Annotated in this window: 25 protein-coding genes, 1 tRNA gene and 2 pseudogenes; 21 read left to right on the forward strand and 7 right to left on the reverse strand. The window is 60.5% G+C overall.

The window, feature by feature from the left end:
- Positions 1 to 389 precede the first annotated feature (389 nt).
- Both A3AI_RS0131375 and A3AI_RS48105 read right to left on the reverse strand, forming a co-directional pair.
- Positions 390 to 608 (reverse strand): annotated as a pseudogene (locus A3AI_RS0131375) (SOS response-associated peptidase); the annotation flags it as partial.
- A gap of 21 nt (positions 609 to 629) precedes the next feature.
- Entirely contained in the window at positions 630 to 896 is a 267-nt protein-coding gene (locus tag A3AI_RS48105; RefSeq protein ID WP_156928020.1) for a hypothetical protein, read from the reverse strand.
- Between the two features lie 240 nt (positions 897 to 1,136).
- Between A3AI_RS48105 and A3AI_RS0131380 the strand changes: the two genes are divergently transcribed.
- The 17 genes and pseudogenes from A3AI_RS0131380 to A3AI_RS48110 all read left to right on the forward strand — a co-directional run bounded on the left by A3AI_RS0131380 (position 1,137) and on the right by A3AI_RS48110 (position 14,354).
- Positions 1,137 to 2,420, forward strand: coding sequence for a tyrosine-type recombinase/integrase (locus A3AI_RS0131380; protein ID WP_024519378.1), 1,284 nt, complete (start codon positions 1,137 to 1,139; stop codon positions 2,418 to 2,420).
- The gene (locus A3AI_RS0131385) at positions 2,417 to 2,899 is read left to right on the forward strand and encodes a hypothetical protein (RefSeq protein WP_024519379.1); all 483 of its coding nucleotides are present in this window, start codon (positions 2,417 to 2,419) and stop codon (positions 2,897 to 2,899) included. The genes A3AI_RS0131380 and A3AI_RS0131385 overlap by 4 nt, the downstream gene beginning before the upstream one ends.
- Before the next feature lie 114 nt (positions 2,900 to 3,013).
- On the forward strand, positions 3,014 to 3,244 hold the full coding sequence (locus A3AI_RS0131390) for a hypothetical protein (RefSeq protein ID WP_024519380.1): 231 nt from the start codon (positions 3,014 to 3,016) through the stop codon (positions 3,242 to 3,244).
- Positions 3,245 to 3,395: 151 nt separating this feature from the next.
- Complete coding sequence (locus A3AI_RS0131395; RefSeq protein WP_024519381.1) at positions 3,396 to 3,779, forward strand: single-stranded DNA-binding protein; 384 nt, start codon at positions 3,396 to 3,398, stop codon at positions 3,777 to 3,779.
- 192 nt (positions 3,780 to 3,971) lie between these two features.
- Positions 3,972 to 4,745: a DUF7146 domain-containing protein gene (locus A3AI_RS0131400; protein ID WP_024519382.1), complete on the forward strand. Its 774-nt coding sequence runs from the start codon at positions 3,972 to 3,974 to the stop codon at positions 4,743 to 4,745.
- A complete protein-coding gene (locus A3AI_RS0131405; protein WP_024519383.1) occupies positions 4,742 to 5,887 on the forward strand; it encodes an AAA family ATPase in 1,146 nt (381 codons plus the stop codon). The genes A3AI_RS0131400 and A3AI_RS0131405 overlap by 4 nt, the downstream gene beginning before the upstream one ends.
- Before the next feature lie 95 nt (positions 5,888 to 5,982).
- Entirely contained in the window at positions 5,983 to 6,753 is a 771-nt protein-coding gene (locus tag A3AI_RS0131410) for a hypothetical protein (RefSeq protein WP_245286994.1), read from the forward strand.
- A gap of 445 nt (positions 6,754 to 7,198) precedes the next feature.
- Complete coding sequence (locus A3AI_RS0131415) at positions 7,199 to 7,870, forward strand: hypothetical protein (RefSeq protein WP_024519385.1); 672 nt, start codon at positions 7,199 to 7,201, stop codon at positions 7,868 to 7,870.
- A pseudogene (locus A3AI_RS0131420) lies at positions 7,863 to 9,095 on the forward strand (DNA-packaging protein); the annotation flags it as partial. The gene A3AI_RS0131415 and the pseudogene A3AI_RS0131420, both read left to right, overlap by 8 nt.
- 254 nt (positions 9,096 to 9,349) lie before the next feature.
- On the forward strand, positions 9,350 to 10,051 hold the full coding sequence (locus tag A3AI_RS0131425) for a hypothetical protein (RefSeq protein WP_024519387.1): 702 nt from the start codon (positions 9,350 to 9,352) through the stop codon (positions 10,049 to 10,051).
- Positions 10,051 to 10,302 (forward strand): hypothetical protein, encoded by a 252-nt coding sequence (locus A3AI_RS43725; RefSeq protein ID WP_036050183.1) that lies wholly within the window; start codon positions 10,051 to 10,053, stop codon positions 10,300 to 10,302. Before A3AI_RS0131425 ends, A3AI_RS43725 begins: the two co-directional genes overlap by 1 nt.
- A 9-nt stretch (positions 10,303 to 10,311) precedes the next feature.
- Positions 10,312 to 11,943, forward strand: a complete 1,632-nt coding sequence (locus A3AI_RS0131435; RefSeq protein WP_156928021.1) for a polysaccharide lyase family protein — start codon at positions 10,312 to 10,314, stop codon at positions 11,941 to 11,943.
- 3 nt (positions 11,944 to 11,946) lie between these two features.
- Positions 11,947 to 12,621 (forward strand): hypothetical protein, encoded by a 675-nt coding sequence (locus tag A3AI_RS0131440; protein WP_024519390.1) that lies wholly within the window; start codon positions 11,947 to 11,949, stop codon positions 12,619 to 12,621.
- A gap of 5 nt (positions 12,622 to 12,626) precedes the next feature.
- On the forward strand, positions 12,627 to 12,869 hold the full coding sequence (locus A3AI_RS0131445) for a hypothetical protein (protein ID WP_156928022.1): 243 nt from the start codon (positions 12,627 to 12,629) through the stop codon (positions 12,867 to 12,869).
- 245 nt (positions 12,870 to 13,114) lie between these two features.
- A complete protein-coding gene (locus tag A3AI_RS50040) occupies positions 13,115 to 13,249 on the forward strand; it encodes a hypothetical protein (RefSeq protein ID WP_283807294.1) in 135 nt (44 codons plus the stop codon).
- A gap of 115 nt (positions 13,250 to 13,364) precedes the next feature.
- Positions 13,365 to 14,063, forward strand: coding sequence for a hypothetical protein (locus tag A3AI_RS0131455; protein WP_024519392.1), 699 nt, complete (start codon positions 13,365 to 13,367; stop codon positions 14,061 to 14,063).
- Between the two features lie 129 nt (positions 14,064 to 14,192).
- Positions 14,193 to 14,354 carry a hypothetical protein gene (locus A3AI_RS48110; RefSeq protein WP_156928023.1) on the forward strand — a complete coding sequence of 54 codons (162 nt, stop codon included), beginning with the start codon at positions 14,193 to 14,195 and terminating at the stop codon, positions 14,352 to 14,354.
- A gap of 178 nt (positions 14,355 to 14,532) precedes the next feature.
- Here the strand turns inward: A3AI_RS48110 and A3AI_RS48115 are convergent, their stop codons facing one another.
- A complete protein-coding gene (locus tag A3AI_RS48115) occupies positions 14,533 to 14,685 on the reverse strand; it encodes a hypothetical protein (protein ID WP_156928024.1) in 153 nt (50 codons plus the stop codon).
- Between the two features lie 169 nt (positions 14,686 to 14,854).
- Between A3AI_RS48115 and A3AI_RS0131475 the strand changes: the two genes are divergently transcribed.
- Genes A3AI_RS0131475 through A3AI_RS0131485 form a run of 3 tightly spaced genes read left to right on the forward strand, consistent with a single transcriptional unit; the run spans position 14,855 to position 16,249 of the window.
- Positions 14,855 to 15,388 carry a hypothetical protein gene (locus A3AI_RS0131475; RefSeq protein WP_024519393.1) on the forward strand — a complete coding sequence of 178 codons (534 nt, stop codon included), beginning with the start codon at positions 14,855 to 14,857 and terminating at the stop codon, positions 15,386 to 15,388.
- Positions 15,389 to 15,397: 9 nt separating this feature from the next.
- The gene (locus A3AI_RS0131480) at positions 15,398 to 15,964 is read left to right on the forward strand and encodes a hypothetical protein (protein ID WP_024519394.1); all 567 of its coding nucleotides are present in this window, start codon (positions 15,398 to 15,400) and stop codon (positions 15,962 to 15,964) included.
- A gap of 12 nt (positions 15,965 to 15,976) precedes the next feature.
- Positions 15,977 to 16,249, forward strand: coding sequence for a hypothetical protein (locus A3AI_RS0131485; RefSeq protein ID WP_024519395.1), 273 nt, complete (start codon positions 15,977 to 15,979; stop codon positions 16,247 to 16,249).
- A gap of 141 nt (positions 16,250 to 16,390) precedes the next feature.
- On the opposite strand, the gene A3AI_RS0131490 is transcribed toward A3AI_RS0131485, so the two are convergent.
- The 3 genes from A3AI_RS0131490 to A3AI_RS49480 form a co-directional block, all read right to left on the reverse strand.
- Positions 16,391 to 16,466: transfer RNA gene (locus A3AI_RS0131490), tRNA-Lys, on the reverse strand.
- A gap of 220 nt (positions 16,467 to 16,686) precedes the next feature.
- Complete coding sequence (locus tag A3AI_RS0131495; RefSeq protein ID WP_024519396.1) at positions 16,687 to 19,491, reverse strand: glycosyltransferase; 2,805 nt, start codon at positions 19,489 to 19,491, stop codon at positions 16,687 to 16,689.
- A gap of 194 nt (positions 19,492 to 19,685) precedes the next feature.
- Entirely contained in the window at positions 19,686 to 20,267 is a 582-nt protein-coding gene (locus A3AI_RS49480; protein WP_024519397.1) for a hypothetical protein, read from the reverse strand.
- Positions 20,268 to 20,590: 323 nt separating this feature from the next.
- Between A3AI_RS49480 and A3AI_RS0131505 the strand changes: the two genes are divergently transcribed.
- The gene (locus tag A3AI_RS0131505; protein ID WP_024519398.1) at positions 20,591 to 22,213 is read left to right on the forward strand and encodes a glycoside hydrolase family 17 protein; all 1,623 of its coding nucleotides are present in this window, start codon (positions 20,591 to 20,593) and stop codon (positions 22,211 to 22,213) included.
- Here the strand turns inward: A3AI_RS0131505 and A3AI_RS0131510 are convergent.
- Positions 22,173 to 22,553, reverse strand: a complete 381-nt coding sequence (locus tag A3AI_RS0131510; protein ID WP_024519399.1) for a hypothetical protein — start codon at positions 22,551 to 22,553, stop codon at positions 22,173 to 22,175. The two genes, A3AI_RS0131505 and A3AI_RS0131510, sit on opposite strands and share 41 nt — an antisense overlap.
- Between the last annotated feature and the right edge of the window lie 55 nt (positions 22,554 to 22,608).

Below are 22,608 nucleotides of genomic sequence, written 5' to 3' on the forward strand. Positions count from 1 at the left end.
CCAGCGCCGCAGACGGGCGAACAAGCTCCCGATGCGGCGGCCGCGGTTTTGGCGTGTTTCGGTCTCACACCTCGATGACGAACAGGCGCGCGCTGATTTCCAAAAGCGCAATTGAACGCGCTGCCAATTGTAGGTTCGAGTAAGAATGAAATAGGTCCACGATGGCAGCTCAGAAAACCCTAGCAGGATAGACGCTCGCGACTTACGCTAGGGGTCATGAACGACAAAATTCAAAGCGAGCACGAGAGGTCTGCTTTCGGGTGGATAGCGACCATGTCGCTGCTTCGCAAGCCGAGTTGACCCTTATTGCCGAGCCGTGATGCCGCCGTGCAAATGATCGACGAGTCGATTGTCAGCGTGCAACCAGCATCGTGCCTACATCGACCGATCTAGGCCGCGACCTTATCCTCCTTTTCCTCCCCACGCATCACGATCTTCAGCGCGTCATCCGGCAATGGCCGCTGCAGCGCCTTCGCCTCGTCCCACGGCGCTCGCATCCAAATGTCGCGCTCCTCGTCCATGGTCAGGATCACTGGCATGGCCTTGGGATGGATCGGCGTCACCACCGCGTTCGCCTCGGTCGTTAGGAAGCCGTAGACCCGATGCGGAGGGGATGTACGCGGCAAACGTTATAAATCAATGATGGTCGCTCCATCACCGGGACTCCCCTTGGCTCGCCTTGCGCTTCTTCGCGGCCGCTTTTTCGCAGGTGACTTGGCTGCCTGCGGCGGCTTGGCCGGCTTGGCAGTCTCGTCGGAAGCTAGGCTCTGGCGCAGCGCATCCATCAGATTGATGACGTTGTCGGGGCTGGCTTCTTCACCGCCGCCTTCTTGTGGTTTTTTGTTGTGGCCCCGGTTGTGGCCCCAAGCAAAAAAGCGCCTCCAAGAGCGGTTCAAAAAACCTACCTAAGTGCTTGATTTATTTGGTGAGCGCGCTGGGGCTCGAACCCAGGACCCCGTGATTAAAAGTCCTTTTTGGGCCAAATTGCTTAGTGATTGAAATTGCTAATAAAATTGCGTGTCCGTAACTAAGTCATTGAATTCATTTTGCCCCCGTTTGACAAATCACGGTCATGGCCTGACACTCTCTGCCACGTTCGGCACTGTGTCGGACGGACATAGTGCGGACACGGCCCCATGAAGCTCACCGATACCACCGTCCAGAAGCTACCGGTTCCACAAGCCGGAAATCGCATCACCTACGATGATGACGTCAGCGGCTTTGGCGTCAGGGTGACCGCTGGCGGATCGCGATCCTTTATCCTGAACTACAGAACCCGATCCGGACGGGAGCGCCGCTTTACCATCGGGCGCGTTGGTATTCGGGGCTCGGAAGGCTGGAGCACCGGTGCCGCCCGCAAGGAGGCCGACCGGCTCAAAAAGCTTATAGACCTGGGCGAGGATCCTCTTGCGAAGGTCGAGGCCGACCGGTCGCAAAAGACCGTGGGTGAGCTGTGCAAGAAATTCATGGAGGAGTCGCGGGAGACCAACAGCGAAGGCACAGCGAGCGGCTACCAGGGGCAGATCGACAACTATGTGCTGCCGATCCTCAAAGCCGGCACCCTAGTCGTCGACGTCGAGCCTGAGGACATCCAGAATCTTCACCGCAAGGTCGGTAAGGACGGTGGCAAATATGCCGCAAACCGTGTGGTTGCGCTCGTCAGCCATATGTTCAATCGAGCGATCGTGTGGAACGGGTCCAAGAAGGACAAAGGATGGGCGATGTTCAATCCCACGAAGGGCACAGAGCGGAATCCGGAGCACAATCGGGAGCGTTACGTTGATCCGAAAGACGAACTGGCGAGGCTCTTAACGGCTCTGGACGGGCACGAGGACAGACAGGCTGTCGATATCCTAAAACTCGCCATGCTAACCGGATGCCGCAAGAGCGAGGCTTTGAGGGCACGGTGGGACCAATTCAAATTCAGTGAGGGCGAGCACGGACCAGAGGGAACATGGACGAAGCTTAGCCATCACACCAAGCAGAAAAAATTGCACCACACGCCACTCTCGGCCCCGGCATTGCTGCTCCTGGATGGTCTTCGTAGCGCCGCAGAAGCCAAGGCAACGAAGGAGAAGGTAGAGGTTTCGCCTTGGGTCTTTCCTGGACGTATCGCCGGCCAACCCCGCGACAGTATCAAACGCGCCTGGGAGGAGATCAGGACGGCGGCAAAGATCAGCGACGTTAGGATGCACGACCTGCGACACTCCTTCGCTTCGATCCTGGCCAGTGGCGGCAATTCGTTGCAAATCATCGGCAAGCTGTTGGGTCACACCAATCCAGCGACCACCAATCGATATGCACATCTTTTCGTGGATCCATTGCGCGAGGCCGCCAATCGAGTCGGTGTCGTGATCGATGCCGGCAACGGCAACAAACCGTCCGCTGAGGTCGTCGACATCACGCGGGGGCGGTCATGAAGTTTGATGATGCCATCAAGATTCCGGGTGTGGCTCAGATCGCGCTCGAGTCGGCCCGGATCGATTTCGAAGAAAGCGCGGATGCATGGCTGCCCTGGCACGCAATTCGAATTGCCACGACCGCTGGGGTTGATGTTCCTGAATGGGTGCTTGGCTACTTCTCGGATAGGGCGAAACTCATCAACGAGATCATCAAGGCTGCTGGGCCAGACGAGGCAAAGGAAATTGGCGCAGCGCTTGGATTCGGCGGCGCCGGCAGGGGGAGTACGTCCACCGGAGGTCGGGCGAGAAATCAGTCACGCAATTGGGCAATTGCTCTGAAAATGGAAGAGGAAATTAATTCAGGCGCCGGGATTGATGCCGCCGCCATGATCGCGGCCAAGGACTTCAACGTATCGAAGCCCACGGCCTATAGCGCACATGATAAATTTGGATCGCGCGCCCGCGACTATATCAGGGCAAGGCGGGCAGGGGCCTAAGCGTCAGCCAAATCGGGATTTCGCTGACGCTTATAGTTTTGCAGTCAAGTGTTGTCGGTGATTATTAGTTCGCTGTCTTCCACTGGCCCAACGGCCAACAATAAGGACAGCGCAATGACCACCGCAGATCCAACCGGCGCGGACATCCTTGCCGGCTACGCCGAGCAGACTGAATTTGCCACAGCTAATCGCCTGAGCACGCGCACCGTCGCGCGCTATCGCAATCGCGCAGACGGACTGCCTTGGGTGCAGTTCGCCGGGAAAGTCTACATTCCCGTCGCCGAGGCTGCTGCCTGGCTCAAGAACCAGGTGCGCCATCCCAACCAGCGGCGCCGCACCGCCTAAAGCAAACCGCGACCAGCGCGAGAGCTTCGCACAGGCCGCGGTCTAGATTGATTGCGTCGACACCACACCGACAGCAAGCAATCCATCTAACCGCTTCTTCCCGAGGGCGCAAGTAACTCGTCGCCGGTCTCCGCAACAAGAGAGACCAAACATGATTGAATGTGCATTCTTTGGCGCGCTCGGTCGCGATGCTGAGAGCAAAACATCCGCCTCTGGCAAGCCCTACCTCAAGTTGAACGTTCGCGTTGGCGATGGTGACACCTGCCAATGGATAAGCGTTCTCGCATTCGATCCGGACGCGATCGGTGTTGCCGATAAGATGGTGAAGGGCGCCCGCGTCTACATCGAGGGCAAACTTTCGCTCAATGAATGGACCGGCACCGACGGCAGCAAGCGCAACGGCTTGTCGGTCATGAGCTTTCATGCGCGCTTGTCGCAGATCGGGCGCAACAAGAAACCGAAATCGGATCGGCAAGTCGCATCACGGTACACAGGCCGACGCGATCTCGATCTCGACGACTCAATTCCGTTTTAGGGGGCGCCAATGGATTTACGCACCATTGCACACGCCCTCGGCGGAGACGTCTCCGGGCGCCAAGTATTGGCACCCGGGCCGGGGCATTCACCCAAGGATCGATCGCTATCCGTCCGGCTATGCTCGACAGCGCCTGATGGTTTCTTGTGTCACAGCTACTGCGGCGACGACTGGCGCCTATGCCGAGACCATGTGCGCGAGCGGCTCGGGCTTCCCGAATGGGAGCCTGGGGACGGCAACGAGCAGCACCGCGCGCTCGCCCCTGCATTCGTCGACAAGTGGGATCTGGCGGCGATCAACAAGGAGGCAGACGAAATGAGGCGCACCGAGGAAGACCTGGAGCGGATCGAGCGAGCGCAACGCCTCTGGAATGAATGTGTGGACCCACGCGGTACGGCGGCCGAGGCATACCTGAACTCGCGTGCCCTCACACTGTACGACGACATTGCTGGGTCTGTGCTGCGCTTCCACCCGAGAACACCTTGGCGGAATGAGGACACCGGCAATACCGATCGCATTCCGTGCCTTGTCGCGGCCTTCACGTCGATCGACGACGACGTCGTCACCGCGGTGCATCGTATCCGGGTCGATATGCCGGGACGATGGCCAAAGACTGAGCGTCGCATGCTCGGCGTTGTCCATCGCAGCGCCATCAAGCTGGCCCCGGCCGGTGACGAGTTGCTGATCGCGGAAGGCCTGGAAACCGCCATGTCTCCGCGCGAGGCGGAAATGACGTTGCCGTGCTGGGCGGTCGGCAGTGTCGGCGCCGTTTCATTTTTCCCGGTGTTGGACGGCGTCAAGAAACTCGTGATCGCCATCGAGTCGGGCGCTGCGAGCACACGATCCACCAAACTATGCCGACGCCGATATCACATCGCCTCGCGCAAAACATCAACTCTCCGTTCCACCGTCGGAAGCGATCTTAACGACGCGCTGATGACTCGGAAAAAGGCAGCGTCGCAATGAAAGAGATGTTTGTGGAAGACGATTCGAAAGATATAGACGTGGACGCGCCATCGATCGCGCCAGATGCGCCCAAACCGCTCCAATGGCTCGACATGTCCAATTGGGACAGCCAGCCAACACCGGAACGCAAGTGGGCCATTCGAGATCGAGTGCCACTCAATCAAGCCGGACTGTTTTCAGGCGAAGGAGGCACCGGCAAGAGCATCATCGAGCTCATGCGCAACGTCGCGCATGTCACATCGAAGGACTGGCTCGGTTCAGTGCCCGAACCCGGCCCCGCATTCTATCTCGGTGCCGAGGACGATGCGGACGAGATCCATATTCGCCTCGCGGCCATAGCCAAGCACTACGGCGTGACATTCAAGGATCTAGTGAATGGCGGCCTTCGCGTTCTGCCTCTGCTTGGCCAAGACGCGACACTCTGCACAGTCGCCAAGAGCGGCAAGATCGAGGTGACAGGCCTCTATAAGCAACTCTTTGAGGCCGCGGGCGACGTCAAGCCGAAGAATGTCTCGATCGACACGTTAAGCCGCGCTTTCGCCGGTAACGAAATCGACCGAGTGCAGGTGTACGCGTTCGCCATGCACATGCAGGCCCTGGCCAAGGTTGCGGGAGGGTCCGTCACAGTTTTGAGCCACCCCAGCTTGGCCGGCATCAGCTCGGGCACCGGCATCTCGGGATCAACGGCATGGCACGGCGCATTCCGATTCCGGATGTACCTCAAGGGCGTCACGGCCAAAAAGGGCGAGCAACCCGATAACGACCTTCGCGAGATTGAGTTCAAGAAGAACCAATACGGCCCGCGCGGCGAAGCCATGGTGCTGCGATATCAGCAGGGCCTGTTCCTCCCAGAGGCGGGTGTCACCAACCTCGACAAGCTGGCGCGCGAGGTCAAGGCGGACGAAATATTTCTGGATCTGCTGCGCCGCTTCGCTGGCGAAGGGCGCAACGTCAGCCACAACCTTTCTTCACCAACCAATGCGCCAGCCGTCTTTGCCGGAGAGGCTGAGGCCAAAAAGCACAGGTTCAGCAAGAACGAGCTCAAGGAGACCATGTCGCGCTTGTTCACGGCCAATAAAATCTATGTCCAGGAATACGGACGACCGTCCCGGCCACACCAAAGGCTAGCGGTGAAGCAATGAGTGAGCTTTATCAGGCTAGCCCGATAAAAAGAGTGAGGGCAACCAAGGATGAGGTCGGGGCTCGGCGAACCGCGCTCTGGCGGATCGTCCACGACATGAAGCCGATGACGGTGCGGCAGGTCTTCTATCAGGCCACGGTGCGCGGCATCGTCGAAAAGTCGGAGGCCGGCTACACCAAGGTGCAGACCGATCTGGTGCTGATGCGGAAGGCTGGCAAGTTACCGTATGACTGGCTTGCGGACAACACCAGGTGGCAGCGCAAGCCCACCACCTTCGGCGGCATCCAAGAGGCCCTGCAAGATACCGCGCGCCTTTACAGGAAATCGCTCTGGAAAGACGCGGGCTGCTACGTCGAGGTCTGGCTCGAGAAGGACGCCCTAGCCGGTGTCGTCCTTCCCATCACGAGCAAGTACGACGTGCCCCTTATGGTGGCTCGTGGCTACGCCAGCCTGTCATTCCTCCATAGCGCAGCCGAATACATCAATGAACTGGATGTGCCGAGCTACATCTATCATCTCGGCGACTATGACCCCTCCGGCGTCAATGCGGGCGAGAAGATCGAGGCCACCCTGAAGGAGATGGCACCAGATGCCGAGATGCATTTCCAGCGCATCGCCGTTACTCCCGCTCAAATCGACATCTGGAAACTGCCCACCCGCCCAACCAAGTCGACGGACACGAGGTCCAAGAACTTCGGCGACATCTCGGTCGAACTGGACGCCATACAGCCCAACATGCTCAGGCTGCTGGTCGATATGTATATCGAGGACCACCTGCCGAAACATCAATTCGATGTGCTGAAGGCCGCCGAGGAGAGCGAGCGCCAGATACTCGAGAAACTGGTCGCCGGATGGGCCAAACCATGAGCGTGCAACCTCCCGTGCAACCTGCGTGCAACCCCCGTGTTACCCGTGTGGCTAACCTACCCCTGCCTACCCCTATGAGGGGTGGCACGCCACGCACGCGTGCACACACCCTCACCGCTCGGGGATAGGCAGTTGTGGGCAACGGACAAAGCCAACCAATCCCTTCATGGAAGACTTAAACCGGGGCATCAACGGCGGCAAAGGTGCCAACGTCTCCGGCCCTCCGGCCGTCTCGTGAGCGTGACGGAGGTGGGCGCCCACCCCATCCGACCGCCTGCGCTGCCAACGACACACTTCGGCGTTCGCCGAACTGTCGCGGGTGACATATTCACCACATGACACACGCTGACATAGAATGTCCTGAGATGTGTTATCACGGGACAATGTCTGACAACTTGTTGATAAAGTTGACTTTTGCTTTCTCATGTGTCGTTGTGTCCGTACCATGTCCGATGAAGTGATTGAAAACCAGCAATTCGACCACCAACGCGCTCCCGCGCGAGGCGTGCGTGCGGGGCAGATTTTCGCGCGCGGCTGTCAGGTCTGCAAGCACCCGGATCGGTGGAGGATCGAGTTATTAAAAGCCGGCGGTGCGAGTTTGGTTTCGCTGGCTGACAAATTTGGCGTCCACAAGAACGCCGTCGATCGGCATTGGCATCGTCACGTGTCGGCCGAGATGAAGGCTTCGTACCTGCTCGGCCCGGTGCAACTGCAGGAACTGGCGGCCAAGGCAGCAGAGCAGGGCGGCAGCGTGCTCGACCACCTGCATGCCGTGCGCACAGTCCTTATGGGCCAGCTGGCGGTCTGCGCCGAAGCGAGTGATAGCCGGGGCTGTGCTTATGTCGCCGGCAGATTGACGTCGGTGCTCGAGGTCATTGCCAAGATATCGGGCGAACTCGGCGACCTGGCGCGCAACGTCAACATCACGAACAACGTCAACGTGCTGACTCAGCACCCTGATTTTATCCGCGCGCAGGCAACCATCGTGCAAGCCCTAGGGCCATTCCCTGAGGCGACCCGGGCTGTAATCGCTGCATTGGATGCCCTCGAGTCGAAGGCCCCTCAGCGGGCGTCTAAAGCCGTCCCAGCGCTGCTGGAGCACGCCCATCATGGATAAATTCGCGGGCTCTCTCGCTGATGCTCTCCGTGGCGGCTGGCGCTTGCAGGCGCGCCCTGAGCAGCTGCCGCCGAGTGGTGACGACTGGAACGGGTGGATGATCCTTGCCGGTCGCGGTTGGGGCAAGACTCGAACCGGCGCCGAGTGGGTCAAGGAGATGGTCGAGACCGGCGATGCCGGCCGCATTGCCTTGGTTGGTCCCACCGCTGCGGACGTCCGAGACGTTATGGTCGAGGGCGAGAGCGGCATTCTGTCGATTTCGGCTAACTCGTGGCTGAGGCCGTCATATGAGCCGTCCAAGAGGCGCTTAACGTGGCCGAATGGCGCGCAGGCGACCTGCTTTTCCGCTGAGGAGGGCGACCGCTTGCGAGGCCCTCAGCATGACCTGCTCTGGGCGGACGAGCTCGGCGCGTGGGATTCGCCGCAACTGACGTGGGACATGGCCGCGTTCGGTTTGCGCCTAGGCAAGCATCCCCGCTGGTTGGTGACGACGACACCGAAGCCGGTGAAGATCATTCGCGAGCTCATGGCCCGCGCCGACGTCATCGTCACGAGGGGCAGCACGTTCGACAACGAGCAGAACCTGGCTGCGCCGTTCATTGAGGCCGTCAAGACGCGATATGAGGGCACGCGGTTAGGCAGGCAAGAGCTGTACGCCGAGCTGCTCGACGACTACCAGGGCGCGTTGTGGCTCCGTGAAACCATCGATGCGAACCGGGTTGCGAAGTTTCCGTTTTTGAAACGTGTTGTGGTCGCGATCGACCCGAGCGGCACGAGGGGCAATGACGACAACGGGGACGAGATCGGCATCATCGTTGCTGCTCTTGGCGAGGATAACTGCGGCTATGTGTTGGCCGACGAGTCGCTGAAGGCCAGCCCTGACGAATGGGCTAGAGCTGCGGTGACTGCCTATCACCGTTGGTCGGCAGACCGGATAGTTGCGGAGCGCAATTTTGGCGGTGCGATGGTCGAGGCGGTCATTCGGACGGCGGACCCGAGCGTCCCGTTCAAAGAGGTCGTCGCAAGCAGGGGTAAGGCGCAGCGCGCCGAGCCGGTTGCGGCGCTGTATGAGCAGGGCAGGGTCAAGCACGTAGGATCTTTCACTGAGTTAGAAGACCAGATGGCCGCGATGACGACCAGCGGCTACGCCGGCAGCGGATCGCCGGACCGAGTCGACGCGCTTGTGTGGGCGTTGCACGAGCTGATGATTGACCCGGAGCGTCGGGGACTCAGTCTCGTGGCGGGTGGCTCCAACTGCATTGGCGCGATTGCTGAGGCGATCAATCGTCCTGGCACTGGCTGTTTCGTGATGATTGGGCTTGGCGGTCGGGACGAGCCCGAGCCCGAGCCGAGCCCGGATGAAAACTACAGGATGGCCAAGGAGGCTTATGCGCGCGGTGCTTTGTCGGGGAATGATTTGCAGTGGTTCAAGGCCGAGACATTAAGACGCGAGGCGAAAGCAAAGGTGGTGAATAGACAATGAAGGATAACTTTTTACAACATATTCCCGAGAGCTTTAAGGAGCAGCGCGAGATTATCGAGTCCGCATTTGGCATCCTGGCCAGTGTTCAGGAGAAGGCGGCCGGCATTCGCAGCGATTTACGGTTATCTGATCTTGGTAGAAGCGAACTCTTGGCAGAGTTGATGAAGGGTGGTTTTGGCGAGCACATGGGGCAATTGAAGGCCCGATCCCAAAACCTGCACGCCGACATCGAGAACCGGAAGCAGAACCTGAGACTGCCGCCGGTCGACAAGACGGACCGTTACGGGCAGGAGCAGCGCAGGCAAATCCTCGATTTCATTCGCTCTCAGCCGCTGGGCGAGCGTCTACGCGTTGCGATGGCAACTCGGGAGGCCATGGACGCGGTTTTGAATGCGCCGCTACCGATCATGAGCGGCTTGTCTGATGCTCAGATCGATACCGTTCGGAAGGCTGCCGAGCAAGCGGCGTTCGGTCCGCAGCATGCGCAGTTTGCGGAGGAAGATCGGCAGATGGCCGTTCTCGAGGACGCGTTCACGCTCGTCGATGGCCTCATCTCGAAAGAGACCGGCACTGTCGTCGACAATGCACCGGCGGTGATCACGCGCGAGCAACTCGACGCGATGGACCCACAAACGGCAATGGCCACGATGAAAGCAGTATCCGAGGGCCGGACGAAGCTGGAGGACGGCGCACCGTGATGGCAGAGCGTTTCATCATCGAAATTGATTTCTCGCAAACAAGGAAAACACCAATGTCCAAGAAACTTGAGCCGGCCCAGGGTGGCGGCAATCCCAAGCAGCCTCTCGGCAAGGCTACGCCAGTTGCACAGCCAGACGGCAAGGCGATCATCCGCGCCGCAGGCCGGGATGTTGCCCGCAAAGATCGCGCAGATCACGAGCAGCGCGCTCCGCAAAGCGTTGGTGGCAAGCAGAATTGGCGCAGGGGGTGAGTTAGCAGCATGCCCATTACCATGTATACGATCGTGCATCCGCCAGCCGCGCCCGTCGCGGCGGCCTACGCGAACGCGGAGACCAATACGCTTGCGGCCACGATCTCGCCGAGTCCCCCGGCGGCGTGGTTGCAGGCGGTCGACACCATGATCAGCTCTCTCAAGAGCGCCGGGGTGTGGTCAACCTTCGACCTGTTCTATTGTTTTGCTGCCCCGAGCCAGAACGCTTGCAACTACAATTGGGTCAACCCGCTGGTGGGGCTTCTGACGCCGCATGGCAGCCTGACCTATCAGCCCTATTCCTATGTCGCCAGTGACGGCTCGACCGGCTGGTTCTCGACGACGTTTGGTGTCAACTCCGGCAAGGCTGTCGACGGCAGTGCCGAGTTTGGGCACTTCTGTCTGAGCGAGGACTCGACCGACGGCATCAGCGTTTTCCAAACGACTGGCGGTAATAGTCATACATCGTTGGTGGCATCCGCCACCGGTGCCACCATCAATAACATGACCGGCGGCCTCAATACGTCCACAACGGGGACGTGGAGCAGCCAGTGGGGCTCTACGGTAGGCCATTGGGTGCTGCAGCAAGAGGATACGTCTTCCACGCTGGAGGCGTTCCTCGATGGCGCGTCGCTGGGCACCCAGGTCCAGACGCATGGCGTGGACAGCGGCACGGTCCAGATCTTCAAGAGCCCCGGCGGCTCCTACACGACGCGCCAGACGGCCATCGTTCATTATGGGTCGAAGCTGACGGCACCGCAGCAGCTCGCGTTGAGCCAGGCGCTCTATACGTTCTTGGCGGCGGTTGGTGTCAAGCCTCTGGCGGGCTATCTCGGCCTGAGCACCGGACCGACGAACGTTGCTCCCTATAAACATGTTTCAACCGGCTCAGGAAATAGTTTGTACGTGCCGGGGCCTCCGGGCATGGGACTTTGCGAGGTCCAGGGACACGGCGCCGCGTATCCGCGGACGATGATCAATGTCAACGATCCAAACTATCTAAACCTGTGGCGTTTCGAAATTCATGCCGGAGATTATGCGCCATACGATAGTCCAACAAAGGGCGTCGACAGAATCCATTTAACATCGTCCTTTACGTTTCCCTTCCAAACGACGTGCGATATTTCATTTTCGCTCTGGATTGAAAGCGGCTCGGCGATCGGCTCTGCCGATGATTTCTGTACGCTATATGAAGTGCATGATAGCGGCGCTGGCGTGGTCGGCGGTCCCATTCACGCCCTGACCGTTCCGCAAGACGGCGGTGTGTTCGGTAAGTTTTTCACGTGGGGTTTTCTAAGTCAGACCGGAACCAACATTAACAATTGGAACCCGACATCGACGGCCAATTGCGCACAGGGCCAGTGGCATCACGTCCGAACAACGTTCCGTCCGGACAACGCGCCGAACGGCTTTTGCAAAACGTGGTTCGACGGCGTGCAAATCCTAAATTACACCGGCGCGTTCTGCAATTCGACGCTCGCGCCCTACCGGCCGATTATGAGTTTGTACAGAGGCGACGACACTTCGGGCACGGCGCCGCCGATGGCGGTTTGGTACGCAAACGTCGAGTTCGATGCTTCGGGTACTCAGCCGTTCTCCTCTCGAATCAACAATCCGCTGCCAACTCCCCCATTGGTGTAACAGATGACATTTGGCTTCATACAAGGCAACGCGGCCTTCTCTGCCTCTAACACATCCCAGTCGCTGACTTTCAACAGCCCCGTCACCGCCGGATCGTGTCTGGTGGTCGGCATCCGCTCGAGCAACACCAGCCTCACGGGACTGACTGACAGCGTCAATGGAAGCACGCAATATAGTCTGGTCCGGCAAACGCTCTGGAATTCTTCGGCTAACAATCTCAACGTCTACATCTTCCCCAACACCGCGGCTGGCACGCCAACTGTCACCGCAACGTTTGCGGCGGCAACAAACGTCTACTGGGCCATCGCTGAATATGGTGGCGTGGCGACATCCAGCCCCGTTGATGTCAGCGCCATCCAGCATAATGACACGGCGGTCACATCCCTCTCACTGCCATCCATCACGACCACGAACGCAAACGACGTCCTGATCGGAATCTACGTTACGCAAGGCAGCGCGGCGCAAACGTGGACGGACAATGTCGCCGGGTCGAATCCGGTCACATGGACTCCACGCTTGTCTGCTGCCGCAGAGGACGAGATTTATTGGGTCGATGCGGTCGTGAGTTCTGCCGGAACGTATTTGGAGAATTCTGCAATTACGACTGCCGAGACATATGCCTCGTGCCAGTTCGCGCTGATGCAGGCCGATGTCCTAATGCCTCAAATCTGGTTGTGAACACGATGTCGCTCGCGACTCAACGATTCGAGGAATTGCGCCGCGAGTATCGACGCCGGATTCCATCGCGCCGGCTCGCGCCCAGGCAACATCACGACATCCAATGGGCCGCGGCTTTGCAGCAGGTTGCCGAAATGGCCGCGATTGAGAACGTAGCGCACGCAGCGAAGCACGAGCGCAAGCAAATTGATTCAATGAGGGCGGAAGTCGCACGGCTCGCGTCGGTTAGCGCGCGCAAGCACAAGTAGGAGGGCACCATGGGTCACTATGCTGGCGGCAAAAACGCGGTCACCGGTTCATCTGGCAACGTTGCTGCTGCGATTGCCTCGGCATCGCTGGCGGCCACCCCGGGGGTTGTCAACTATATATCCGGGTTTTCGGTGCGCGGCGCTGGCGCTGACTGCGGCAGCAGTGGTTCAGGTGACAGTCACCGGTGTGGCTGGTGGCACGTTGACCTACATCCACGCCGCCGTCGCCGGAGCCACGGCGCTCAATGCCACCGCTGGATGTCCAGTTCAATCCTCCGCTTCCCGCAAGCGCGGCCAACACGGCCATCACCGTATCCTGCCCGTCGCTCGGGTCCGGCAACACCAACAATAGCGTCAACGTGTACGGCTACCAGGGCTGATGAGCGCGTTCGCGGGTTGATTTTGATTTGGCGGGGATGGGTTGCCTCGCCAGAAACCGGGCTCGCCGACGCCGGATGAACGCGCGGCGGGCCCGCCAATTACAGGAGTGGAGATGTGGCGCGCGCTCGACCTGACGACGACGATGACGACGACATCCCGCCTCGCGTCGGCCGGCCACGTAGTCCGCGAGAACCGAGCCCCCCGGAGCCGCATGACCGCCCAGAATTCGCATCCCGCCTCCAGGTCATCCTCGACGCGATCGAAATCGGCGATCTCCCGAAGGACGTTCGGCTTCACTTGCAGATGGTGCTTAGACGCTGCGACCTTTTTCGGACAATCGACGCGAAGCGATTCCCCGAAAAAGGCGAGGAGAAGGTCACGCTGCTATTGCGCACAATTGCCGAGAGCACGAATGGCCCCACCGCGCTGACCGAGCCGATCCTGCGATCGGTTTCAAGCTGCATGAAGCCTTCGTGGGTCGACCGGGGCCTGGAATGGATCGAGGCGTTCGACAGCGTCGATCTTGTCGGACTGCAGGCGACGCTGGCCGATCTGGGCATCGAGGACCAACTCACGCGTGTTCTGCGGCGGAAGCTGTTGGAAATTCTCGGGCCGCCCGTGGCGCCCAAACCGAAGCCGCAGAAGCCGACGACGAAGATGTCGCGACCGAAGTGTGTCTCGGAGCCGGCTTGGAATGAGTACGTGGCCCTGCGCGAGAAACTGAAGCGGCCGAAGGCGCGGATAGCAGCCTTAACCCACAATGCCTGTGCTAAGGGTGGATGCCGACCTCTGCGAAGAATTCCGGTCCGTTAATGCATCTGACGCTCATACTTTGCTGGCGACAGACGTATGGGATTCTTCGCGTACTCGTCTTTCGTTCGTCGGTGATCACGAACATGCCGAGAGGCAGCTGGATCGACAGCCAAGCGAGCGTGTGGCTCTATGAATGCACTTCCAACCAACATCGACATCGCCAAAGCTCGCCTGCCTGCGACGTATGAGCAAGCGAAGATTGCGCTTGCCTCGTGCCTTTTCGTGGGTGCCCACGATAGGTTCCGCCGAAAAGCCTATGAAGCCATTCTGGCCATGAAAAAACGCCGCTAAAAATTTAATCACTACCCCTTGTAGCAACGTGTACAATCCCCAATTGCCTATAATCCTCTGGACTCGCTAAGGATGCTCCCGCGCCCAGACGAGAAGGTCGGGTATGACCGGCATTATCGTCATGCTAACTTGAATCCCCCCTTGTAGGAACTTCGCGCAACCTCAGGGCGCGCGCAACTCATTTCTTCGACTTCAGCCCGATCTCGACCAGCCGCCTGATCGCCTCGGAGCGGCTCGGCAGGTCCTGCTGCTTGCGCCGCCACGCATCGATTGCGTCGACCTCGTCAGTCGACATCATCACCGGGATTCGCTGGTCTTTCTTTTCGCTCATGACATCGATTTCTAGGGGCATTGGGCTCTTTGCACAAGTTGGTTGACATGTGCCAATTTATGGCACAAGTTGTGCCAGTTGTCCATATTCAAGCTGGGCAACCGTAAGCGCAGCCTGCGAGCGTTCCAGCGCCCGCAGACTGCTAATCCCCACGGAAAGGATCATTTCCATGAGAACTAAGATTGAGACTATCACACCCGCCGATCAAACCCGCCGAAACATCCTCACCGTCTTGGGATCGGCTGCGGCCGTTGCCGCCATCCCGGCCCCCGGGTCGGCACTCCATGCCGCTGAGCCTGACCCCATCTTCGCAGCGATCGAAACGCACAAGCGGGCCATGGCCGCATACGACGAGCTTGTCGACCAGCAAGAGGGGCTAGAGGCAGCGATTCCGCAGGAACGTCAACGAACGACGAGCCCCAGCAAGATTGTGGAAAGCGATGACCCCAGATGGATAGCTTTTCAACGAGAGATGGGCCGTGTGGGCGATGCTGAGAGCGATGCGGAATGTGCGCTCGCATCGGTGGTGCCGACGAGCGTTGCTGGCATTCTCGCTCTGCTAGAGCACGCCATCAAGATCGAGGAGGGGGTCGGCTTTCGCGACAATATCGTAGATGACGAGGGCGACCCGGAGGTTGAGCAAAACTGGTACTACTTCGCCAATCGCAACATCGTCGCCGCGCTCCGCGCGATCTGTGCTTAGGAGGGCGCCATGTCAAAAGCTGCGCGGAAGACCGCAACCAGGAAGGGTCTAGATCTGATCACGGCCACCCATCAGCGAAAGTTTCAGAAGCAGCCCGAGACTATCACATCCGCCGTCCCCGTTGTTGCGGCGGCGATGCCGACAGGCGACGATGCGAAGCTGGTCGCGCTGGGGAGGCAGATATCCGCCCTGCGCGTGCTGGAAAGGGCGTCGGAGGTCGAATCCATGCGATGCAATGAGGCGTACGATCAAATGACGCGCTCGAATCAAATGACGTGCTCGCGGAAGGAGGCGCTCGAGCATTCCGGCTTGGCGGCGGCCGAGCTGGCGGGCAACCTGATCTCTGACCAGATGACCGAAGTCTACAAACAGATGCTCGGGCTACGGCCGACGACGCTGGAGGGCTACCGCGCACTCGCGCTTGCAATCGTCGAAAATTGCTGGTGCGACGAAATCAACCTCGGCCAAGAAACGGGCGACGAGTGGGGAACGGCCGTGATCATTTCCTCGCTGACTGGCATCCCGATGCCTGACGATGACGGGCAGGCCTCCGCCGCCTGCGACATCTCCGCGTAGGAGGGCTGAGCCATGGCGTATTTAATCAACATGGACGGCCCCGCCGTCTTTGCCTGCGAACTGGCACGCATCGATCGCCTCGGACCAAACCGTCGACTGATCTTTACGCTGCCCGAACCCGCCGAAAACGATGGCCAGCGCGTGGTGGCCGATCTCATCCTGCCGCTGGAGGCATTTCCGGCGATCATCAACGCGCTGGCAAGCGAAGCGTGGGCGTCGGGGGAGGCGCGCGAGATCACGCCTCAAGTGTTAACGGTGATGCAAACCGGCCCAGCAAGAAATTGAAGGACACCACCACCGAAGAGCCCGCCCGGTCGGCGGGCTTTTTCTTTTGTCTTCATTTTGCGGACACTGCGCGGACACGAGAATCGGCATGGCGAAAAAGTCCCCGCTATACCCCGTAAGCCTTTGTATTATCTGAGAGTTTGGTGAGCGCGCTGGGGCTCGAACCCAGGACCCCGTGATTAAAAGTCACGTGCTCTACCGGCTGAGCTACGCGCTCGCTCCAGAGGAAGCGGCTTGGTCGGTTGACACAACGCGGATCGCGCCGTTTTGGACCATGCTCCGGCCCGCGCTGTGTAGGGGCCCATCTTCCGTCGGTCAATAGTCGCGGCCCCGGTGCAGCTCGCCCGGAGGCCATGATTTGTGGATTTATGTGGTCGGGCAGACCGTTAGAAGCGTGCTTGCGCGGCCGACATGCACATCAGCTCCGACTGCTCCCGTCAGCCGTCGCGCGGCACCTCGGTGCCGATCCGCTGGGGTGGGGCGACCGGTAGCGCCACGGGACGCAGGCCGATCAGCTCGGCGGTGCGCACCGCCGTGTTGCGCCAGAAGGCAAAGGAATTGGCTCGCGACAGCTCGAGCGTCGCGATGGCGACCGCCGCGAGGAAGGGCAGGCTTTGCAGCACCAACACGCCCGCAAAAAGATAGATTTCCCGAACCTGCTTGGTGTTGGTTCCAACCAGCACGGCGGCCCCGGCCAGCAGGAGGACCCCGATCACGGCCTCCCAGAATGCCTGGAACTCGATCGACATGCTGGACAGGCCGCCCTTGGACGTGCGGGCGAAGGCCAGATGTTCGGTGATCAAGCCCTGCGCCACCGCGCGGCTGACAGTCCATTGCACGCTCATGGCCGCGATCATGGCGCCGAGCATCTGCCCGGTCTTCACCGGCACGCGCAAACGGTACAGCACCAGGAAATGCACCAGCGAGACCACGAAGGACGCAACGATCGGCAGCGTCAGGATCTTGTCGGGAATGGCGATGTCGGCAAAGGCCACGATCGGGACCCAGATCAGGTTGAGGATCGCGACCACGACGCCGAGGCTCTCGGCCCCCAGCCAGTTTAGCCAGCCGAGGGAGAACTCGCGCTTCTGGTCGGGGGTCAGCCGGCTCCGGCCGGGCAGGAAGCGCCGCCAGTGCTTCTTGACGATCTGGAAGCCGCCATAGGCCCAGCGGTGGCGCTGTTTCTTGAAGGCCTCATAGGTGTCGGGCAACAGGCCCTGGCCGTAGCGGCGGTTGGTGTAGTGCGTGAGCCAGCCGAGTTCCTGGATCGCAAGGCCGAGGTCGGTGTCTTCGCAGATCGTGTCGCTGGACCAGCCGCCAGCCATGTCCATCGCCGCGCGGCGGATCAGGCACATCGTGCCATGCACGATGATGGCGTTTTCCTCGTTGCGCTGAACCATGCCGATGTCGAAGAAGCCGGCATATTCGCCATTCATGATGTAGTGCATCAACGACAGATCTTCGTCGCGATGGTCCTGTGGCGCTTGCACGAGGCCGACACGCGGATCGGCAAAGGCCGGCACCAGATCCTTCAGCCAGTCGGGATCGACAACATAGTCGGCATCGATAATGCCGATGATTTCCGCATCCACCGCGGTGCGGTCCATGGCGATGCGAAGCGCGCCGGCCTTGAAGCCCTTGACCTTCTCGGCATTGATGAACTTGAAGCGCTCGCCGAGCGCGCGGCAGTGATCCTGGATCGGCTGCCAGAATGCCGGGTCAGGCGTGTTGTTGATGATGATGACGCATTCGTAGTTCGGGTAATCCAGCCGCGCCAGCGCATCGAGCGTCTGCTTGAGCATCTCCGGTGGCTCGAAATAGGCCGGCACATGGATCGAAACCTTGGGGTAGGGCGCGCCTTCCGGCAGCGCTGGCATAGCCTGTCCCTTGGCCAGAAGCCGCTGCGGCGGCCGGCCGAAAGCGACGGCTGCGATCTCCTCGATCCGCGCCATCGCGATCAGGATCAGCGGCACCAGAAGTGTCAGGCCAAGGGTCAGTGCAAAGGCCGAACCGAAGATGAAATAGTGGCCATCCCAAAAGGCAAATACGGTCGCGACCCAGGCACCGACGCCGTTGGCGGTCGCCGCGAGCACCAACGCCTGCAGTGGAGTAGGCCCGGCCAGCCGCAGGATCGGCAGCGACAGCAGGATGCCAACCAGGAGCGCAATGGTGGCGAGCTTCCAGTAGTCGGGATAGACGATCGGGCCGACCCAGGAAAATTTGGGCTCGAGCTCGGCGTTGAGAATGCCCCAGTAGGGACCGACGCCGCCTTCAAAATATTTCCAGGGCCGATCGATTCCCTCGACGATGTTGTATTCCATGCCGATGGATTCGGCGCGGGCGACAAAATTGCGCAGCACCCTGGCCTGCTGGAACGGGCCGGGATCTGCGTCCATCAGATTATAGCCGGCGCTCGGCCAGCCGAACTCGGCGAGCATCACCCGCTTGCCCGGATATTGGTTCCGCAGCTGCTGATAGATGATGAACGCCTGGTCGACCGCCTGCGTGGACGAGAAGCGCTCCCAGTAGGGCAGCACGTGGGCTGCAATGAAATCAGTATTGGAGACGAGCGATGGATGTTCGCGCCAGATATTCCAGATTTCACCGGTGCTGACGGGAACGTTGACGGACTTCTTGACGCGCTGGATAAGCCTTGCGAGCCGCTGAACGTTGTTTTCCGCAAACGCCCATTTCAATGCGCCAGCTCTCTTGTCCTCGGCCTCCGGCTGTGCTTCCGCGTCGCGAAGCCGCTGGGCTTCTTCGAACAGGATTCTCTCGGTCTCCCCGGATTCGGGAGGTAGCCCAAGATTCTCGATCGGGATCTGCTCGCCTCGGTAGATGGTCTCGTTGCCGACCACGACGCCGATGACATTGCTGTTGCGCCGAGCGAGGTTGATGGCGGCGTCGATCTCGCGCTCGTTGCGGTCCTTGCGATCATCGATCCAGACGCCCACCGTCACCTTCAGGCCGAACTCGGCGGCGATTGGCGGCACCAGCTCGTTGCCTTCCGTCGAGGAGTATAGGCGGACCGCCCGGGTGATGGTGGAGAGCTTCTTTAAGTCGGCGCGAATCCTGTCGGGGTCGACGAGGACGTCGACGGTATGGCCCGGTTCGAACGGCGCGTAGGAGACGCTTGGCAGGAGCCCCTTGAAATCGGGGGCTTCCTGCTTGTCCTGGAGAATGCCCCAGAGCGCCGCATGAACAGCGCTGACAAACAGCAGAACGGCAACGACGGCGCGCATCGCGACTAGACCAGATGGGGCACGGGGTAAGAGAAGCGAACCTGTCCCCAGGGTTCGGCCGACGGGACGGCGACTTTAGGATAGTGCTGCCACGCCATTAAACAACAGGCATGGCGGCATGGCAGTTTAAGGGCGTTGTTCCAATGCCGATGATGCGCAATCGTTCCTGAACCTGCTGTGAACCGTGGGGCGCGCTATTTCGCCGCTGGCTGCGGCGAGGCGGTCGGTTGTGGCGAGGAGGCGGGGGCAGGCGCGGCGGAGCCAGCCGTCGTGGACGGCTGAGACGACGGAGGTGCGGCCGCAGCCTGTGGCTGGGCGTTGGGGTTGATCCAGCAGGCCTGGACGTGGTTGCTGAGGCTGTTCGGCACCTTGTCATCGATCTGGGCGAAGAAGCGGGTGAGGCAGCGGAACGCCGCCTGGACATGCCCGCCGGGGCAGCCGAAACGGTCATAGAGATCGAGGTGACGGAATGCGGTATCGAGATCGTCTCTGAACATGAGCTGGACCACGCGGCGGCCGAGCCAGACGCATTCGGGATTGCCGGCGGGGCCGTTGATGGCCTGAGCCGCTTCAACAAATTCGTCGATCTTGCGTTGATTCTCCTTGGACGCATCGGCCGGATTGGCGGGCGCTTGCTTGCCCTGGTCCTGGGCGTGGTTGTCGCCACTCTGGGCGAACGAGGGAGCGGCGCTGCCGACGCTTATGAGGACAACAAGCCCGGGAATTGCGAGACGGCGCACAAACGATTTCTGAAGCTCAAGCACGCGTCGACGCATGGATTCCCCAAATGTCTCAAAAACCTTCCGCTGCCCTCAAGCCCCACGGATGCGGCGGTGATGCCGACCAAATAGGTCTCCAATGCGGCAGAGGCGTCTGCCTGATCCCATGACCTGTATTTGAGATTTTGTCCAGCAAAGCCACAACTTTATCGCTTTGGCAGTCAATCGTCGCGGCCAGGCGGTCGTTGCTGCGGCAAAGCGGCGGGCTTTTCGGCCAGTGCGCTGGTCGGCCACTGATGAATAGGCCCCACACAGGCTCCTCATAGGCCTCTTGGCAGACGGCCAGCTTCCGGCTAATTCCTGCGTCCCCCGGCTGGAGGATGGAACAGATTTCTTTTCGTACGCCACTGGCGCTTTTGCTCATATCCCTGGGTGCGATTGCTGCCGTGTGGTGGTGGCTGGCCACGCCCATCACGCTTGCGCGCGCGCCGATCGACCCAAGTGCCAGGCTGCAATGCGTGTCCTACGCGCCGTTCCGCAACGGGCAGACGCCGCTTAATCCCTCGACCCAAATCACGGCCGAGCAGGTCGAGCAGGACCTGAGCCAGCTCGCCAAGGTCACCGATTGCATCCGTACCTATTCCATCGAGAACGGCCAGGACATCATCGCGGGCATCGCCAAGAAGGCCGGGCTCAAGGTGATCCAGGGCATCTGGCTCTCAAGCAACCGGTTCAAGAACCTGAACCAGATTTCGATCGTGGTCAGGCTGACCCGGGAATACCCTGACACGATCTCCGCCGTCGTGGTCGGAAACGAGGTGCTGCTGCGCGGGGAGATGACGGCCAACGACCTCGCCGCGATCATTCGCTCGGTGAAGTCGCAGGTCACGGTGCCCGTGACCTATGCCGACGTCTGGGAATATTGGAAGAAGAACCGTGAAATTTATGACGCGGTCGATTTCATCACCATTCACATCCTGCCCTATTGGGAGGACCTCCCGATCCGCGCCAAATTTGCTGCCGACCATGTCGATTCCATCCGCAAGGACATGGCGGCGGTTTTTCCGGGCAAGGAAATCCTGATCGGTGAGACCGGCTGGCCGAGCGCCGGGCGGATGCGCGAGGGCGCGCTGCCGTCGCGGACTAACCAGGCCCGCGTCGTGTCGGAGATCCTGACACGCGCCAAGCAGGAGAATTTCCGCGTCAATCTGATCGAGGCCTATGACCAGCCGTGGAAGCGGCAGCTCGAGGGCACGGTCGGCGGCTATTGGGGCCTGTTCGACGCAGTACGGCGGGCGTTGAAATATCCAGCCGGCGAACCGATCAGCAATTTCCCGCTTTGGAAGTGGCAGATGGGCGCGGGCATGGTGCTGAGCATACTGACCTTTGCGGTGGCGGGGCTGACCTTGCGCCGCCGGCCCTGGACGCCGCGCCCGGCGGCCTGGATTGCGGTCGGCCTGTCCGCGACCACGGGTGGGATCCTGCTCGGGATTGCAGTCGACAAGATGCTCTACGAGAGTTACGGCGTGGGCGGCTGGGTGCAATGGGGTGCGCTGCTCGCGGCCGGCATCGCCTCACCCTTGCTGTGCGCTAATGCGCTGGTGTCGGGACGGAGCCTGCCAACTTTCCTGGATCTGCTCGGCCCACGCGACGACAAGCAGAGATCGGTCACGACCTTCCTGTTGGGGATCGTGCTGGTGACGGCCGTTCTGATCGGCAGCGAGACGGCGCTCGGCTTCGTGTTCGATCCGCGCTACCGCGATTTTCCCTTTGCCGCGCTGACCATGGCTGTCATCCCGTTCGCGACCTTGACGCTGAATCGTCCGCAGGAAGGCCAGCGTCCGCTCGCGGAAGCCGTGTTCGCAAGCCTCTTGATGATCTCGGCGATCTATACCGGCTTGAACGAGGGCAGGGACAATTGGCAGGCGCTCTGGACCGGCGCGATCTACGTCCTGCTCGCCGTCACGCTGTGGCGGGCGCGGGCCGCGCGAATCCCAAAATAAGCAGGCCGATCGCAATCCCCGATAGCGCGACATTGTAGAGCACGATCCCGAGCCCGGCCGCGATCAGGCCGCCCGTGAGCAGCACGATCGAGGGGCGGATGACGTGGAGTGCCGCGATCACCAGCGCGACGATGCCGAACACCGAGTTCTTGAACAGGACGGTTGCGAGCGCGCGCCCCTTGCAGGCCATGGTCTGCAGGCCGCCGTCGCAGGCCAGTGCCACCGGCGAGAACTCGATCGCGAGATAGCGCAGATAAAGCGCATAGCCAACGGTGAGGAAGCCGACGATCAGGAGCCATTGCACCTGATAGGGCGTGAGCCGAAACGGGGTTTTCTTCACGGATTCTCTTCGTACTTGGTACTTGGCAGCGGGGTACTGGAGTAGGGTCATGGCC

The organism is Bradyrhizobium sp. Tv2a-2 (assembly GCF_000472425.1).
In the GTDB taxonomy this organism is placed as follows: domain Bacteria; phylum Pseudomonadota; class Alphaproteobacteria; order Rhizobiales; family Xanthobacteraceae; genus Bradyrhizobium.